This is a genomic window from Bradyrhizobium sp. MI1.3 (assembly GCF_055811695.1).
Genome location: NZ_JBVVPQ010000016.1, coordinates 130430 through 145044, shown reverse-complemented (window position 1 = coordinate 145044; position 14615 = coordinate 130430). Strand labels below are relative to the sequence as shown.

Here is a 14615-nt window from a genome sequence, read left to right as displayed (position 1 = left end):
TTGCCCCTAGCGGGGGTGGGGGGGGGGGCCGGCGCGCCCTGGGGGTTCGGGGTTTTTTTCTTTTTATTTCCCCTTTTTTTCCTCCCGCGGCGCCCCCCACCACCCGCGCCCCCCGTCACGCTTACTCGGCCGGCTGCAGCACGGCGGGAATGGTCGCCAGCTTCTCGCGGCCGGGCACCAGCACCGCCCAGACGAACATCAGCGCGGAGATCGCGACGAACCCACCGGAGCCGAGCCGCACCCAGTAGAAGAATGCGAGCTGGTCCTGCACGTCCATGTAGCCCTGGCCGAGCACGCGCTGGAGATGGACCTGGACCACGCCGGCAAAGGTCAGCGCGAACGTCATGGTCATCATGGCCGTGCACATGATCCAGAAGCTCGTCATGCTGAGCCACTGGTTATAGGGCGCGCGTCCCTTGATCTGCGGGATGGCGTAAGCCATCACGGCAAGGTTGAGCATCACATAGGCGCCAAAGAAGGAGAGATGGCCGTGCGCAGCGGTGACCTGGGTGCCATGGGTGTAGTAGTTCACCGAGGACAGCGTGTGCAGGAAACCCCAGACGCCGGCTCCCAGGAACGCCATCACCGAACAGCCGACCGACCACAGCAGCGCGGCGCGGTTCGGATGCTTGCGGCCGGCCTTCCAGGTCATCTGCACCGTGAAGATCACCATCGTGAAGAACGGCGCGACCTCGAGCGTCGAGAACAGCGAGCCGATCCACTGCCAGTAGCCGGGCGCGCCGATCCAGTAGAAATGGTGGCCGGTGCCGAGAATCCCCGAGAACAGCGCGAGGCCGATGATGACGTAGAGCCACTTCTCGACCACCTCGCGATCGATGCCATTGAGCTTGATCATGAGATAGGCGAGCACGGAGGCCATGATCAGCTCCCAGACGCCCTCGACCCAGAGATGGACGACGTACCACCAGTACATCTTGTCGACGGCGAGGTTCGCCGGATTGTAGAAGGCGAACAGGAAGAAGATCGCAACGCCCCACAGGCCGAACAGCAGGATGTTGGTGACCGTGGTCTTGCGTCCCTTGAGCGCGGTCATGGTCACATTGAACAGGAACATCAGGCAGACGACGACGATACCGACCTTGATGATGAAGGGCTGCTCAAGGAACTCGCGGCCCTCGTGGTAGTGGAAGAGATAGCCCACGACCGCGACGCCTGCTGCGCCAAAAAACATCCAGAACTGGATCTTTGCGAGTAGCGGGCTGTACAGCTCGGTCTCGGTTTCCTCAGGCAGCAGGAAGTAGGTCGCGCCCATGAAGCCGATCAACGACCACACGATCAGCGCGTTGGTGTGGATCATCCTGACGATGTTGAACGGCAGCAGAACCGACAGCGTGTTGGGCAGGACGTAGATCGTCCCGGCGAGGAGGCCGAACAGGACCTGAGCCAGGAACAGGGTCAGCGCGCCGTAGAAATACAGCATCGCGACTTTTTGGGTCTGATATTTCATCTCGGATTCTCTCTGTCTTGAAAGAGGAAAGCGGCGGGCTCAACCGGCCTTGTTCGGCGGCCAATCCTGGCGCTTGATCGTGCTCACCCATTGCAGGAAATCGGCGAGATCGTTGAGCTCCTGGTCGGTGAGGTTGAATTGCGGCATCTGCCGCCTGCCCTCCGCGCCTGAAGGCTGCGACTGCATCCAGGCCTTCAACGTCTCTCGCGCGCCGGCCGGATCCTCCTTGCCGCCCCATCGATCCCAGACGTTGCCGACTTCGGGCGCGAAATAGGCGCCTTCGCCGAGCAACGTGTGGCAATTGATGCAGGAGTTCTTCTCCCAGACATGCTTGCCGCGGGCGACCGACGACGTCAGCGTCACTGCGTCCGTCGAGGTCGTGACCATGTAGTAGTGGCTGTGCGCCGTCAGCCCGATGAAGATGGCGAAGAAAAAGGCCGAGCCGCCGTAGAAGACGTTTCGAGCGGCCGACTTGGTCAGGCGTTCAGCCATTGCCAATCCTTTCAATTGAGTCCCGCCGAGAAAATCGGTGATGCGATTTATCGCTGATCGGCACGGCCTGTTCTTTGTCAGGGCGCAAGGAGTGAGTCAGATCAGGGCGCTGACGGCAGATGTGAGCCAGGCAAACAGCACCACCATGAGGATCCAGGCGCTGACGAGGCCGCGCCAGAGCGCAGGCGCCGCGCGAAGATCGAGGAAATCGAGCGCAATCCGGCGGCCCTTGACGGCGGCCAAGGCCAGCAGCAGGGCGTTGCCGAGCAGCGGCCGCGGCACCAGCGGTGGCACCAGGATGGTCGCGAGCGCGAGGCCGATCAGCGCGATCCATGTGATGTCCAGGCGATCCGGCATCGTCACCGCACCAGATAAAGAATCGGGAACATCACGATCCAGACCAGATCGACCATGTGCCAGAAGGCCGTTCCCGTCTCGACGCCGAACGCTTCAGCGCGGCGGCAGACCAATGCGAGGATGATGATGCCGAGGCAGACGTGCAGAAGATGGAAGCCGGTCAGGAGGAAGTAGAGTGTGAAGAACGGACTGGTCTCGAGTCCGATGCCGCGTCCGATCTCTTCGGCATATTCGCCGAGCTTGATCGCCACGAACAGGCCGCCAAGCCCCATGGCTGTGAGGAGCCAGGATTGTGTCGCCCGGCTCTCGCTGGCCCGCGCGGTCTTCGCAGCCCGGGCTGCGGCCCAACCGCTCGTCACCAGCACGACAGTGTTCAATCCGGCGAGACCCGGATCAAGCGCCGCCTGCCCCACCGCGAACACGGCCGGATGGATCGCGCGGGCGACCGCGAATGCACCGAGAAACAGACCGAAGGCGGCGAGCTCGCTGAAGATCAGCACCCAGATCATGGGATCGCCGGGAAGATCGTCCAGAATTCCCCAGCCGGCTCCCCGTGGTTCGCAATCGGCTGCCGACATCTGCTCTTCCGGATCAGGACACCAGCCAGACTTAGCTCAGCCGTGCCGATCCGAGTTTGTTGCCGGACAAACTTGGGGAATGCCGATCAATTTGTTTGCGCCGTCGCAACGTCCGGCCGGCCGGGTCGCGGTACCAAACGCCCCAGGGTTCCGTGGAGCTGCGAGCGATAACATGAGCGATGCACAAATCGGGCTGATGACCGCAACGCCCATCATCATCGTCTTCGCCATCGCGCTCCGGCGAATGGGCGTGCTATCGACCGTGGCCACCGTCTCGGCGGTGAGCCTCTCCGTCGCGATCGCCGGGGTGCTGATCACGACGCAGTAATGACTGCCGTAGCCCGCATGGAGCAGAGCGGAATGCGGGTCAGTAGCCCCGGATTGCGCTTCGCTCCATCCAGGCTACGCAGCCTCATCTCCGCTGATTATATACGTCGATGCACACCGCCCCGAGCAGGACCAGACCCTTGATGACCTGCTGATAGTCGATGCCGATGCCGAGGATGGACATGCCGTTGTTCATCACACCCATGATCATGGCACCGACCACGGCGCCGCCGACGCGGCCGACACCGCCATAGGCCGAGGCGCCGCCGATGAAGCAGGCGGCGATGACGTCGAGCTCGAAGCCGAGACCCGCCTTCGGCGTTGCGGTGTTGAGGCGCGCGGCGAAGACGAGGCCGGCGAGCGCGGCGAGCACGCCCATGTTGACGAAGGTGAGGAAGGTCAACCGTTCCGTCTTGATGCCCGACAGGCTTGCCGCTTTCGCATTGCCGCCGACCGCGTAGACCTGCCGACCGATGACGGTGCGGCGGGTGACGAAGCCGTAGAGCGCGATCAGCGCGGTCATGATGACCAGCACGTTCGGCAGACCGCGATGCGAGGCGATCAGATAGGTGAAATAGAGCACGGCGCAGGCCAGGAGAATGCTCTTGCCGAGGAAGAACGCGTAAGGCTCGACCTCGATGCCGTGCAACTGCTCGCGCGAGCGCCCCTTGGCGCTGGCGTAGACGAGGCCGAGCGCGAGCACCGCACCGACCAGCATCGACGTCGGATGCAGCGTGCCGGCCTCGGGCAGCATCTCCGGAATGAAGCCCGACGACAATTTCTGGAAGGTCGCCGGGAACGGCCCGAGCGACTGGCCCTGCAACACCGCGAGCGCAAGTCCTTTGAACACCAGCATGCCGGCCAGCGTCACGATGAAGGACGGAATCTTGAAATAGGCCACCCAATAGCCCTGCGCGGCGCCGATTGCCGCGCCCAGCAGCAGGCAGGCGATGAAGGCGAGCGTGTAGTCGACCTTGTATGTCACCATCAGCACGGCGGCCACCGCGCCGACGAAGCCCGCGACCGAGCCGACCGAGAGGTCGATATGGCCGGTGACAATGACGAGCAGCATGCCCAGTGCCATGATGACGATGTAGCTGTTCTGCAGTACCAGATTGGTCAGGTTGAGCGGCTGCAGCAGCGTGCCGCCGGTCATGACCTGGAAGAACAGCATGATCGCGATCAGCGACATCAGCATGCCGTAATTGCGCAAATTGTTCTTGATGAAGCTGCCGTGCCGGCCCTCCTCGGGCAGCGAAACCGTCTTGTCGGTCATAGCTGCGATCCTCCCATCTCCGCACCCGCGAGGGCGCTGCTTCCATAATTTCTGTCGTTGCGCATGATGGCGCGCATGATCTTTTCCTGCGTCGCTTCGGCGCCGGGGAACTCGCCGACGAAGGCGCCGTCGTTCATGACACAGATGCGGTCGCAGATGCCGAGTAGCTCGGGCATCTCCGAGGAGATCACCACCACGCCGCGGCCGGCTTCCGCAAGCTCGTTGATGATACAGTAGATCTCGTATTTGGCACCGACGTCGATGCCCCGGGTCGGCTCGTCCAGGATCAAGACCTTGGGGTCGGTCATCAGCCATTTCGACAGCACGACCTTTTGCTGGTTGCCGCCGGAGAGCTGGCCGGTCTCCTGATAGACGTCGGAGCAGCGGATGCGCATCCGGTTGCGGTAATCGCTGGCGACCTTCAGCTCGGCGATGTCGTCGATCACCCGGTTGGGGGCGACCTGGTCGAGGCTTGCCAGTGTGATGTTCTTGCGGACGTCGTCGGCGAGGATCAGTCCGAGCTGCTTGCGGTCTTCGGTGACATAGGCAAGGCCGGCGTCGATCGCGGCGGCCACGTTGGGCAGCACGATCTCACGGCCCTCGAGCCGGATGCGACCGCTGATCGTGGTGCCCCAGGAGCGGCCGAACAGGCTCATGGCGAACTCGGTGCGCCCCGCCCCCATCAACCCGGCGATGCCGACGACCTCGCCGCGTTTCACGCTGAAATCGACGTTCTTGATCACCTGCCGCTCGGGATGGATGGGATGGTAGACCGACCAGTTCTCGACGGTGAGAACGGGCTCGGCGATTTTTGCGCTCCGCTCCGGAAAGCGATGGGCGAGATCGCGGTTGACCATGCTGCGTATGATGCGGTCTTCCTGGATCGGCTCGGCGCGGCAGTCGATGCCGTCGACGGTGCGGCCGTCACGCAGCACGGTGATGTGGTCGGCGACCTTGGCGACCTCGTTCAGCTTGTGCGAGATCAGGATCGAGCCGATGCCCTGCGCGCGGAACGCCATGAGGCGTTCGAGCAGCGCGGCGCTGTCGGCCTCGTTGAGGCTCGCGGTCGGCTCGTCCAGGATCAGCATCCGCACCCGCTTGGACAGCGCCTTGGCGATCTCGACAAGCTGCTGCTTGCCGACGCCGAGATCGGTGATCAGCGTATCCGGCGATTCCTTGAGGCCGACCTGCGCCAGGAGTTCCCGCGTGCGTCTATAGACCTCGTCGCGATCGATGACGCCGAGCTTGGACGGCGGATGCGACAGGAAGATGTTTTCGGCAATCGACATCAGCGGGATCAGCGCCAGCTCCTGATGGATGATGATGATACCGAGCGCCTCGGAATCGTTGATGTCGCGGAAGCGGCGCTCCTCGCCATCAAAGATGATGGTGCCCTCGTAGCTGCCGGCCGGATAGACGCCGCTGAGCACCTTCATTAGCGTGGACTTGCCGGCACCGTTCTCGCCGACGAGGGCGTGGATCTGCCCGGCTTCAACCAAGAAGTTGACATCGCGCAGCGCCTGCACGCCGGAAAAGCTCTTGCTGACGTTACGCATCTCCAGCATTGCAGTCATTGGATCATTCTCCCGGGGGCTTCCACAATCGTCATGGCCGGGCTTGTCCCGGCCATCCACGTGCAGCCGCTTGCGAAGAGGGACGTGGATGCCCGGGACAAGCCCGGGCATGACGAGTTGATAAACATGCGCTTCGCCCTAACCCTAAAGAACTCCCTCTCCGCAGGTCGGGAGAGGGAGTAGACCTCTTACTGGAACTGCGACTTCTTGTAGTAGCCGCTGTCGACCAGGACCTTCTCCCAATTGTCCTTGTAGACCACGACCGGCTTGAGCAGATAGGACGGCACGGTCTTGGCGCCGTTCTCGTAGGTCTTGGTGTCGTTGACGGTGACCTGCTTGCCGGCCAGCGCAGCGTCGACCATGTCGGCGGTCACCTTGGCGAGGTCGCGGGTGTCCTTGAAGATGGTCGAATACTGGTCGCCGCGCAGCATCGCCTTGATCGAGGGCACCTCGGCATCCTGGCCCGAGATGATGGGCATCGGCTGGCCGGCGCTGCCATAACCAACGCCCTTCAGCGAGGAGATGATGCCGATCGATAGGCCGTCATACGGCGACAACACCGCGTTGACCTTCTTGTTGCCGTAGTAGGCACTGAGCAGATTGTCCATGCGGGCCTGCGCGGTGGCGCCATCCCAGCGCAAGGTCGCGACCTTGTCCATGCCCATCTGGCCGGAGACGACGACGAGCTTGCCGCTGTCGATGTACGGCTTCAGCACACTCATCGCGCCGTTGTAGAAGAAGTAGGCGTTGTTGTCGTCGGGCGAGCCGCCGAACAGCTCGATGTTGAACGGACCCTTGCCATCCTTGAGGCCGAGGCCCTGCACGATCGACTCGGCCTGGAGCACGCCGACCTGGAAATTGTCGAACGTCGCGTAATAGTCGACGTTCGGCGTGCCGCGGATCAGGCGGTCATAGGCGATCACGGTGATGCCTTTCGCTTTCGCCTGCTTGAGCACGTCGGACAGCGTAGTGCCGTCGATCGCGGCGATCACCAGCGCTTTCGCGCCCTTGGTCACCATGTTCTCGACCTGCGAGAGCTGGTTCGGAATGTCGTCCTCGGCATATTGCAGGTCGGTGTTGTAGCCGCGCTCCTTCAGCACCTTGACCATGTTGTTGCCATCGTCGATCCAGCGCGCCGACGATTTGGTCGGCATGGCGATGCCGACTGTTGCTTTGTCCTGGGCCGAGGCGGTGACGCCCGCGGCCATCGTCGCAGCGCCGGCCAGCGCCAGCGCGAGGAAGGTCGTCTTCAGTTTCAGCATGTTTCACTCCCTTTGGTGTCAGACTGTTTTTTCGTGTCGCCGAGAACTTTGGTGGTGTGCGGCTTCGAGCCTCCTATGCGAGCTTGACGTCAGGCTCCGCGCGACCGCGCGCGGATGCCTCCAACAGAAAGGTGTAGCCGGCTTGCGGATCGGCGGCACGCGCCGCCGCATCCATGTCCTGCCAGGCCGAGGTGACGAGGAGACGCGACAGATCAGGGCCTACAAAAGCGGGGCAGCTCGCCTGCTTTGCCGGCACGCTCATCGAGCGCAGCCGCTCGCCTTGCGGAGAGTAGACGTCGATACGGCCAGCGCCCCAGCACGCGTTCCAGATGTTTCCGTCGGCGTCGCACACCGAACCATCGAGACCGCCGATGCCGGTGTGGCGCAGCAGCACTTCCGGCTCGCCGCGCGGCAGGCCGGTCGTGGGATTGAGCGGCACCGCGTAGAGCACCGCGCGCGCAGTATCGGCGAAGTAGCCGGTGGTGCCGTCGGGCGAGAAGCAGATCGAGTTGGGAATGCTGACGCGCGGAAACAGCATCGAGATCTCGCCGTGATGGAACGCGTAGATCGCGCCTGCCCCTGCTTCCGCCTTGCGGCCCATGGTGCCGATCCAGAACGTGCCGGAGGGATGCACGCGGGCATCGTTGGAACGGGTCGCGGGATTATCGGCTTCGAGCGGACAGATCAGCGTCATCGCGCCATCGGCGATTTTGCGGACATAGAGCCCGTCTTCCGCGACGATCAACTGCCGTTCGGCGTCGATCCGCCCAAGTGCGCTCGCCATCCGGCCCAGCGCATGAACGCGAATGCTGCCGCTGGCGAGCTGCGCCTCGAACAGTCGCCCCTCGCGGATATCGAACCACCAGGCCGTGTCCGTGGTCACGTCATAGGTCGGCCCCTCGCCGAGATGGCAAGGATCGTCCGAAAGAACCGAGGTGGGCACCTGTTCCATCATGACCTCCTCACCGCAAAGCGATAGACCGTGTGATGGCGGTAGACCTCGCCCGGCGCTAGGCGCGGGCTCGGGAAATCCGGCCGGTTCGGTGCGTCCGGCCAGATATGCGGCTCCAGGCACATCGCGTCGGACTGCCGGTAGAGCTTGCCGCCCTTGCCCGAGATCGTGCCGTCGAGATAATTACCCGAATAGACCTGCAGACCGGGCTGATTGGTGAGCAGCTCCATGATGCGCCCCGAGCGCGGTCCCTCCAGCCGCGCCGCGAGCGCAAGTTTGCCATCACGCGCGAGACTGTAGGTGTGATCGTAGCCCCTGCCGTTGCGCAATTGCTGGTCGCTCTCGCGGATGCGCTCGCCGACGGCCCGCGGCTCGCGGAAGTCGAACGGCGTGCCGGCAACGCTGCGCGGCGGCTCCGGCAACGGAATGGCGGTGGGATCGATCGCGAGGAAATGCCCGGCGGCGACCGTCAGCTTGTGATCGAGAATGGGCGTGCCTGATGTCGCGCCTTCCAGATTGAAGAAGCTGTGGTTGGTCAGGTTGACGATGGTCGGCCGGTCGGTCCGCGCCTCCATGGTCAGGGATAGCTCGGCCGGGCCGGTGACGCGATAGGTCAGGCGCACATCGAGCCGACCGGGAAAGTTTTCCTCGCCATGCGGGCTCGTGTAGGTCAGCGTGACTGCGGGCTTGGCGCCATCGTCGATCTCCGCAATGTCCCAGAGCTTGCGGTCGAAGCCGTCGAGGCCGCCATGCAGCGCATTCGGACCGTTGTTGACGGGAAGCTGCACCGTCTCGCCGTCCAGCGAAAATTGTCCGTTGGCGATGCGATTGGCGTAGCGGCCGACGGTGGCGCCGAAAAACTTTCGCTCGGCGAGATAGCCGGCGAATGCGTCATGGCCGAGCACGACGTCGTCGTAGCCGCCCTTGGCGTCCGGCGCGCTCAAGGCCTGCAAGACTGCACCATGGGTGATGATGCGCGCCTCGAACCCGCCCTCTCCGCGCAGCACGATGCGGTCCACCTTGCGGCCGTCCGGCAGCGTTCCGAAGACGTCTCTTTCTGTTTTCGATCCAGCCATGATCAATCCACAAACGGTTCGACGATCGTGCGCCTGCCGAGCAGGAAGGCGTCCGCGACGAGACGAAGCGGCGCCAAATCGACGTCGCTCGCGCCTGTAGCGGCGAGCGCGACGAAGCGCCGGTAAAGCTCCCGATATTCCTCATCGGGCGCCTCGGCAACGGTCTTGCCGTCGATCGCCATGATCCTGCCGCCGCGGGATAGCGTCATCCGGCCCTGGTCGGTTTCGACGAGGATATCCCAGCTCTGCGGCCCGGTCTGGCGGAAATCAAACTCGGCGGCCACAGGCAGGCCGTCGATGTCGGTCAGCGTCAGCTTCGCGGCGATCGGCGCCTGGCAATTGGCAGGGAAGGCGAGCTCGGCCGCGGTGACGAACACAGGTTTCGGCAGGATCCTGGTCAGGATCGACAGCGCATTGATGCCGGGATCGAACACCCCGAGCCCGCCCGGCTCCCAGATCCACGCCTGCCCGGGATGCCAGACGCGGACGTCCTCTTTCCAGTTGATGTGCACGGAATGGATGCGGCGCGCGGCGAGCCACTCGCGCGCCGGCTCGACTGCCGGCGCATGGCGCGAATGCCAGGTCGCAAACAGCGTTCGCTTGGCCTCACCGGCCATCGCGATCAGCGGATCGAGCTCGGCAACGCCGGCGCCGGGCGGCTTCTCCAGCATGACATGCTTGCCGGCCCTGAGCGCTGCGACGGCCTGGGCGCGGCGCACTTGAGGCGGCGTGCAGAGCGACACCGCGTCGATCGGCGGGCCTTTTTCCAGCAGCTCCTCGATGGTCGCGAAATGCGGCAGATCCGGCAACGAGGCATTGCGGCTGGCGACGGCCGCCAGCGTCGCGCCGGGAACCGCTGCGATGGCGCCGACGTGCTGGTCCCGCGCGATCTTGCCGAAGCCGACGATGGCGATGCGAAGTTCAGTCACGATCTTTCTCCAGCTTCCGCGGACGGCAGCGCTTCGGCCGGTACAGTCTCGATCACTGTACCCTCGTGGCGGCGCATGCCGTTGTGAATGACGTAGACCATCGCCTCCGACGCAGTCGTGGCATCACCGTCCGCGATGGCATCGACGATCTTCTGATGCCAGAGCAGAACAGTGTCGCGGTCCTCCGGTTCGACCGGTGCGCTGAGCAGGAATGAGGCGCGCAACGCAGCCTCGATGACGTGCCCGATCGAGCGCATGAACAGATTTCCGGAGGCGCGCGCCACACCGACATGGAGCGCGAGGTCGGCATCGGCGAAGCCAACGGAGTCGGAGGCTTCAAGCCGCATCCGCTCCATGCAGCGACGGAGCTCGGAGAGATCCTGCTCCGACCGCCGCGCCGCCGCCAGCGCGGCCGCGCGCGGCTCGACCGCGAGGCGGATTTCGGCGAGGTCATTGAGGAAGCGCTTGTCGATCCCGGCATCCAGGTGCCAGGCCAGCACGTCGGCGTCGAACATGTTCCAGGCGACGCGCTCGCGCACGACGGTGCCGACCCGCGCCTTGGTTGTGAGCAGGCCCTTGGCCACCAGCGTCTTCACGCTCTCGCGCAGCACCGGTCGCGACACCCCGAACATCGCGATCATTTCGGCATCGCCAGGCAGGCGCGTTCCCTCCGCGTAGCGGCCGGCAATGATGTCGACGCCGATCGAGCGGGCCACCTCCGCGTGATTGGAGTGCGCCCGGCGCGTCGGGATGACAAGGATGCGCGAGGTGGTCATGAGACTGCTCCCGCGCGCTTTGCCACGGGCCGGCGCGCGAGCGCGACCAACCCCTGCTGCAAGGCGATGAAGGCGAACAGCAGCACCCCGGTCGCGATCTTGGTCCACCAGCTCGACAGCGTCCCGTCGAAATTAATGTAGGTCTGGATCATGCCCTGGATCAGCACCCCGAGGAAGGTGCCGATCACCGAGCCCTGCCCGCCCGTGAGCAGCGTGCCGCCGATCACGACGGCCGCGATGCTGTCGAGCTCGACGCCAACCGCGGACAACGAGTAGCCGGCGCTGGTGTAGAAGGAGAAGACGATGCCGGCGATGCCGGCGAGCAGGCTCGACAGCATGTAGATCTTCACCGTCATCCTGCCGACGGCGACACCCATCAGGCTCGCGGTCGCCCGGCTGCCGCCGAGCGCATAAACATTGGCGCCGAACCGGGTGAGCTGCAGCAGCAATGCGCCGCCGATCACGATCGTAAGCATGATGATCGCGACCGCCGTCAGCCGTCCACCGCCGGGTACTCGCAGTGCGAAGTCCGACACAGTGGAATAGACCGGTGCTGTGATCGGCACCGATTCCGTCGAGAGCAGGAAGCTGGCACCCCGGGCCAAGAACATGCCGGCGAGCGTCACGATGAAAGGCGGCAAATCGAAGACATGGATCACCGCGCCCATCGCCGCTCCGAAGGCGGCCGAGAGCGCGAGGATGGCGACGAAGGCGACCAGGGGCGGCATTCCCCAGCGCTCGATCGCCAGCGCGACGAACACCGTGGTGAAGCCGATCACCGAGCCGACCGAGAGATCGATGCCGCCGGAAATGATGACGAAGGTCATGCCCGTCGCGACGATGCCGAGGAAGGCGTTGTCGGTCAGGAGATTGCCGACAACGCGGGTGGAGGCGATGTTGGGAAACTGCATCGCGCAAAGCGCGAATCCCGCGACGAGCACGATCGCCGTGATGAGGACGGGCGGCAGGCCTTTCATGCCTTGGTCCCCCGCAGCCGCGTCACGATTCCGGCAAAGCCGGACAGCTTCGGCGATTGCAGCAGCAGCACGGCGAGCACCACCATCGCCTTGACCAGCAAATTGAACTCCGGCGGATAGCCCGACAGCAGAATGCCGGTGTTCATGGTCTGGATGATCAGCGCGCCGAGTACGGCCAGCACGAGACTGAAGCGGCCGCCGAACAGCGAGGTGCCGCCGATCACCACCGCGAGGATGGCGTCGAGCTCGAGCCAGAGGCCGGCATTGTTGGCATCCGCGCCCATAATGTCGGCCGCCGCGATGACACCGGCAAGCGCAGCGCAAACGCCGCACCAGACATAGACCGCCAAAATCATCGCGCGCGTGCCGACGCCGGCAAGCTCGCTCGCCCGCGCATTGCCGCCGGTTGCTTCGATCAGTAACCCAAGTGCCGAGCCTCGCACCACCGCGCCGGTGAGCATCAACATGCCAAGCGCAATCGCGACTGGCACCGGCACGCCGAGGATGGAGCCGTTGCCGAGCCAGACCAAATCGGGCGAGGAGAAGGTCACGATGCGGCCTTCGGTAATGAGCTGAGCGATGCCGCGTCCCGCCACCATCAGGATCAGGGTCGCCACGATCGGCTGCATGCCGAGCACCGCGACGAGAAATCCGTTCCACAATCCGCAGATCAGGCCCGCGCCGAGCGCAGCCGCCAGCACCACGGCCAGACTGTGGTTGTCGGCGAGGCTCGCCGCGATCGCGCCCGAGATCGCCATGACCGCGCCGACCGACAGATCGATGCCGCGCGTCGCGATCACCAGGACCATGCCGAGCGAGAGCAGCGCCACCGGCGTGCCGCGATTGAGCACGTCGATCAGGCTGCCGAACAGACGTCCATCCTGGAGGCGCAGATCGAAGAATTGCGGCGACACCACACGATCGACCGCGAGGATGACGATCAATGCGAGGATCTGGGCAAGGCCGCGGCGCGGCAGCAGCGCTGTCATGTGTGAGCCTCAAGCGCAACGGCGACGCTATCGGCGGCAATGGCCGCGAGAATGTTGCCGACGTCGATCGCCTCGCCCGCGAGTTCCTCGACATGAGCGCGGTCGCGCAGCACCACCACGCGATCGGAATAGGTCACGATCTCGTCGAGCTCGGAGGAAATCACGAGCAGCGCAAGCCCGTCGTCGCAGAGCTCGCGTATCAGGCGGATGATCTCGGCATGCGCGCCGACGTCGATGCCGCGGGTCGGCTCGTCCAGCACGAGGAGCCGCGGGGAGGTCGCAAGCCACCGTGCCAGCAGGACCTTCTGCTGATTGCCGCCGGACAGCAGGCCGACGGGACGCTCCGGATCGGGCGGGCGAATGTCGAGCATCTTGACGTAACGGCTTGCGATCTCGTCCTGCTCGCGTCGCGACAGCGGCCGATGCAGACCGCGCTTGGTCTGGAGCGCGAGCACGATGTTCTCGCGCACGGTGAGCTCGGCGACGATGCCGTCAGTCTTGCGCTCCTCAGGGCAATAGCCAAAGCCGTGGCGCACGCCGTCGCGCGGCGAGTGAAGCCGGACAGGCGCGCCTTCCACCCTCGCCTGCCCGCGATCGGCGCGCTCGGCGCCGAACACCAGCCGCGCCGTCTCGGTCCGGCCCGAGCCGAGCAGGCCGGCGAGACCGACCACCTCGCCATGGCGCAGCTCGAGATTGAACGGCGCGACATAGCCTGATTTGCCATAGCTCTCGAAGCTCGCGCAGACTTCGCGGGCCTGATGCTCGCGCGTCGCGGCCCGCGCGCTGGTGGTCTCGGCCAGCTCGCGGCCGAGCATCATCCGGATCAGCTCGAGTCGCGACAGCGACGCGGTCTCGCGCTCGCCGACCAGGCGACCATTTCGCAAAACCGTGATGCGATCGGAGATCTCGTAGACCTGGTCGAGGAAATGGCTGACGAAGACGATGCCAATGCCGCGCTTGGCAAGCTGACGCATGATGCGAAAGAGGATCTCGACCTCATGGCGGTCGAGGCTCGCGGTCGGCTCGTCCAGGATCAGCACACGCGCCGAGAGATCGACAGCGCGCGCGATTGCGGTGACATGCTGGATCGCCACCGAATAATTGCCAAGCGGCGCTGATACGTCGATGTCGAGGCCGAAATCCGCGAGCAGCGCCTTGGCGCGGCGGCGCATCTCGCCTTCGCGCACCATGCCGAAACGCATCGGCTGCCGGTCGAGGAACAGGTTCTGCGCCACCGAGAGGTTCGGCAGCAGATTGACCTCCTGGTAGACGGTGGCGATGCCGGCCTGAAGCGCCGCCTTGGCCGAGCGCGGCGCGACCTCTTCGCCGCCGAGCCTGACGATGCCAGCATCGCGCGGGAACACGCCGGTGATCACCTTGATCAACGTGGACTTGCCGGCGCCGTTCTCGCCAAGCAACGCATGAATCTCGCCAGCGCGCAGCGTGAAGTCGACTTGCTGCAACGCGCGTACCGCACCAAAACTCTTGCTGATCCCGCGCGCCTCCAGCAGGGAAGCCGCGGAATGCGGGCTGTTCTCCATCACAAATTCACTCCCAGCGGCGCCCGCCGACGATGCGGACA

15 protein-coding genes are annotated in these 14615 nt (G+C 64.6%); 1 reads left to right on the top strand and 14 read right to left on the bottom strand.

What is annotated here, in order from left to right:
* Positions 1–121 precede the first annotated feature (121 nt).
* From AC0L3A_RS14755 to AC0L3A_RS14740, 4 genes are all read right to left on the bottom strand, one after another.
* Entirely contained in the window at positions 122–1468 is a 1347-nt protein-coding gene (locus AC0L3A_RS14755) for a cbb3-type cytochrome c oxidase subunit I (protein WP_473254637.1), read from the bottom strand.
* A gap of 39 nt (positions 1469–1507) precedes the next feature.
* Complete coding sequence (locus AC0L3A_RS14750) at positions 1508–1960, bottom strand: c-type cytochrome (protein WP_007593225.1); 453 nt, start codon at positions 1958–1960, stop codon at positions 1508–1510.
* Positions 1961–2056: 96 nt separating this feature from the next.
* Positions 2057–2317, bottom strand: coding sequence for a cytochrome C oxidase subunit IV family protein (locus AC0L3A_RS14745; RefSeq protein ID WP_007593227.1), 261 nt, complete (start codon positions 2315–2317; stop codon positions 2057–2059).
* A 2-nt stretch (positions 2318–2319) separates the two neighbouring features.
* Complete coding sequence (locus tag AC0L3A_RS14740) at positions 2320–2895, bottom strand: cytochrome c oxidase subunit 3 family protein (protein ID WP_007593229.1); 576 nt, start codon at positions 2893–2895, stop codon at positions 2320–2322.
* Between the two features lie 172 nt (positions 2896–3067).
* On the opposite strand from AC0L3A_RS14740, the gene AC0L3A_RS14735 reads away from it, so the two are divergent.
* The gene (locus AC0L3A_RS14735; protein WP_007593230.1) at positions 3068–3223 is read left to right on the top strand and encodes a hypothetical protein; all 156 of its coding nucleotides are present in this window, start codon (positions 3068–3070) and stop codon (positions 3221–3223) included.
* 84 nt (positions 3224–3307) lie between these two features.
* Here AC0L3A_RS14735 and mmsB read toward each other — a convergent pair whose 3' ends face one another.
* The 10 genes from mmsB to AC0L3A_RS14685 all read right to left on the bottom strand — a co-directional run bounded on the left by mmsB (position 3308) and on the right by AC0L3A_RS14685 (position 14574).
* Positions 3308–4498, bottom strand: coding sequence for a multiple monosaccharide ABC transporter permease (mmsB, locus tag AC0L3A_RS14730; RefSeq protein ID WP_007608442.1), 1191 nt, complete (start codon positions 4496–4498; stop codon positions 3308–3310).
* Entirely contained in the window at positions 4495–6072 is a 1578-nt protein-coding gene (gene mmsA, locus AC0L3A_RS14725) for a multiple monosaccharide ABC transporter ATP-binding protein (protein ID WP_007593235.1), read from the bottom strand. The genes mmsB and mmsA overlap by 4 nt, the downstream gene beginning before the upstream one ends.
* 188 nt (positions 6073–6260) lie before the next feature.
* Positions 6261–7334 carry a multiple monosaccharide ABC transporter substrate-binding protein gene (gene chvE / locus AC0L3A_RS14720; RefSeq protein WP_007593237.1) on the bottom strand — a complete coding sequence of 358 codons (1074 nt, stop codon included), beginning with the start codon at positions 7332–7334 and terminating at the stop codon, positions 6261–6263.
* A gap of 73 nt (positions 7335–7407) precedes the next feature.
* Entirely contained in the window at positions 7408–8286 is an 879-nt protein-coding gene (locus tag AC0L3A_RS14715; RefSeq protein ID WP_473254649.1) for an SMP-30/gluconolactonase/LRE family protein, read from the bottom strand.
* Positions 8286–9362 carry an aldose epimerase family protein gene (locus AC0L3A_RS14710; protein WP_007593243.1) on the bottom strand — a complete coding sequence of 359 codons (1077 nt, stop codon included), beginning with the start codon at positions 9360–9362 and terminating at the stop codon, positions 8286–8288. The genes AC0L3A_RS14715 and AC0L3A_RS14710 overlap by 1 nt, the downstream gene beginning before the upstream one ends.
* A gap of 2 nt (positions 9363–9364) precedes the next feature.
* Positions 9365–10291, bottom strand: a complete 927-nt coding sequence (locus AC0L3A_RS14705; RefSeq protein ID WP_007593244.1) for a Gfo/Idh/MocA family protein — start codon at positions 10289–10291, stop codon at positions 9365–9367.
* Entirely contained in the window at positions 10288–11067 is a 780-nt protein-coding gene (locus AC0L3A_RS14700; protein ID WP_007593245.1) for a FadR/GntR family transcriptional regulator, read from the bottom strand. Before AC0L3A_RS14700 ends, AC0L3A_RS14705 begins: the two co-directional genes overlap by 4 nt.
* Entirely contained in the window at positions 11064–12044 is a 981-nt protein-coding gene (gene yjfF, locus AC0L3A_RS14695; protein ID WP_007593246.1) for a galactofuranose ABC transporter, permease protein YjfF, read from the bottom strand. Before yjfF ends, AC0L3A_RS14700 begins: the two co-directional genes overlap by 4 nt.
* Positions 12041–13033, bottom strand: coding sequence for an ABC transporter permease (locus tag AC0L3A_RS14690; RefSeq protein WP_007593247.1), 993 nt, complete (start codon positions 13031–13033; stop codon positions 12041–12043). The genes yjfF and AC0L3A_RS14690 overlap by 4 nt, the downstream gene beginning before the upstream one ends.
* Positions 13030–14574, bottom strand: coding sequence for a sugar ABC transporter ATP-binding protein (locus AC0L3A_RS14685; protein ID WP_473254648.1), 1545 nt, complete (start codon positions 14572–14574; stop codon positions 13030–13032). The genes AC0L3A_RS14690 and AC0L3A_RS14685 overlap by 4 nt, the downstream gene beginning before the upstream one ends.
* Between the last annotated feature and the right edge of the window lie 41 nt (positions 14575–14615).

Excerpts from the sequence above, each read along its gene's own strand:
- AC0L3A_RS14755 (WP_473254637.1), bottom strand. The coding sequence starts at position 1,468 with ATGAAATATCAGACCCAAAAAGTCGCGATGCTGTATTTCTACGGCGCG.
- AC0L3A_RS14750 (WP_007593225.1), bottom strand. The coding sequence starts at position 1,960 with ATGGCTGAACGCCTGACCAAGTCGGCCGCTCGAAACGTCTTCTACGGC.
- AC0L3A_RS14745 (WP_007593227.1), bottom strand. The coding sequence starts at position 2,317 with ATGCCGGATCGCCTGGACATCACATGGATCGCGCTGATCGGCCTCGCG.
- AC0L3A_RS14740 (WP_007593229.1), bottom strand. The coding sequence starts at position 2,895 with ATGTCGGCAGCCGATTGCGAACCACGGGGAGCCGGCTGGGGAATTCTG.
- AC0L3A_RS14735 (WP_007593230.1), top strand. The coding sequence starts at position 3,068 with ATGAGCGATGCACAAATCGGGCTGATGACCGCAACGCCCATCATCATC.
- mmsB (WP_007608442.1), bottom strand. The coding sequence starts at position 4,498 with ATGACCGACAAGACGGTTTCGCTGCCCGAGGAGGGCCGGCACGGCAGC.
- mmsA (WP_007593235.1), bottom strand. The coding sequence starts at position 6,072 with ATGACTGCAATGCTGGAGATGCGTAACGTCAGCAAGAGCTTTTCCGGC.
- chvE (WP_007593237.1), bottom strand. The coding sequence starts at position 7,334 with ATGCTGAAACTGAAGACGACCTTCCTCGCGCTGGCGCTGGCCGGCGCT.
- AC0L3A_RS14715 (WP_473254649.1), bottom strand. The coding sequence starts at position 8,286 with ATGGAACAGGTGCCCACCTCGGTTCTTTCGGACGATCCTTGCCATCTC.
- AC0L3A_RS14710 (WP_007593243.1), bottom strand. The coding sequence starts at position 9,362 with ATGGCTGGATCGAAAACAGAAAGAGACGTCTTCGGAACGCTGCCGGAC.
- AC0L3A_RS14700 (WP_007593245.1), bottom strand. The coding sequence starts at position 11,067 with ATGACCACCTCGCGCATCCTTGTCATCCCGACGCGCCGGGCGCACTCC.
- yjfF (WP_007593246.1), bottom strand. The coding sequence starts at position 12,044 with ATGAAAGGCCTGCCGCCCGTCCTCATCACGGCGATCGTGCTCGTCGCG.
- AC0L3A_RS14690 (WP_007593247.1), bottom strand. The coding sequence starts at position 13,033 with ATGACAGCGCTGCTGCCGCGCCGCGGCCTTGCCCAGATCCTCGCATTG.
- AC0L3A_RS14685 (WP_473254648.1), bottom strand. The coding sequence starts at position 14,574 with ATGGAGAACAGCCCGCATTCCGCGGCTTCCCTGCTGGAGGCGCGCGGG.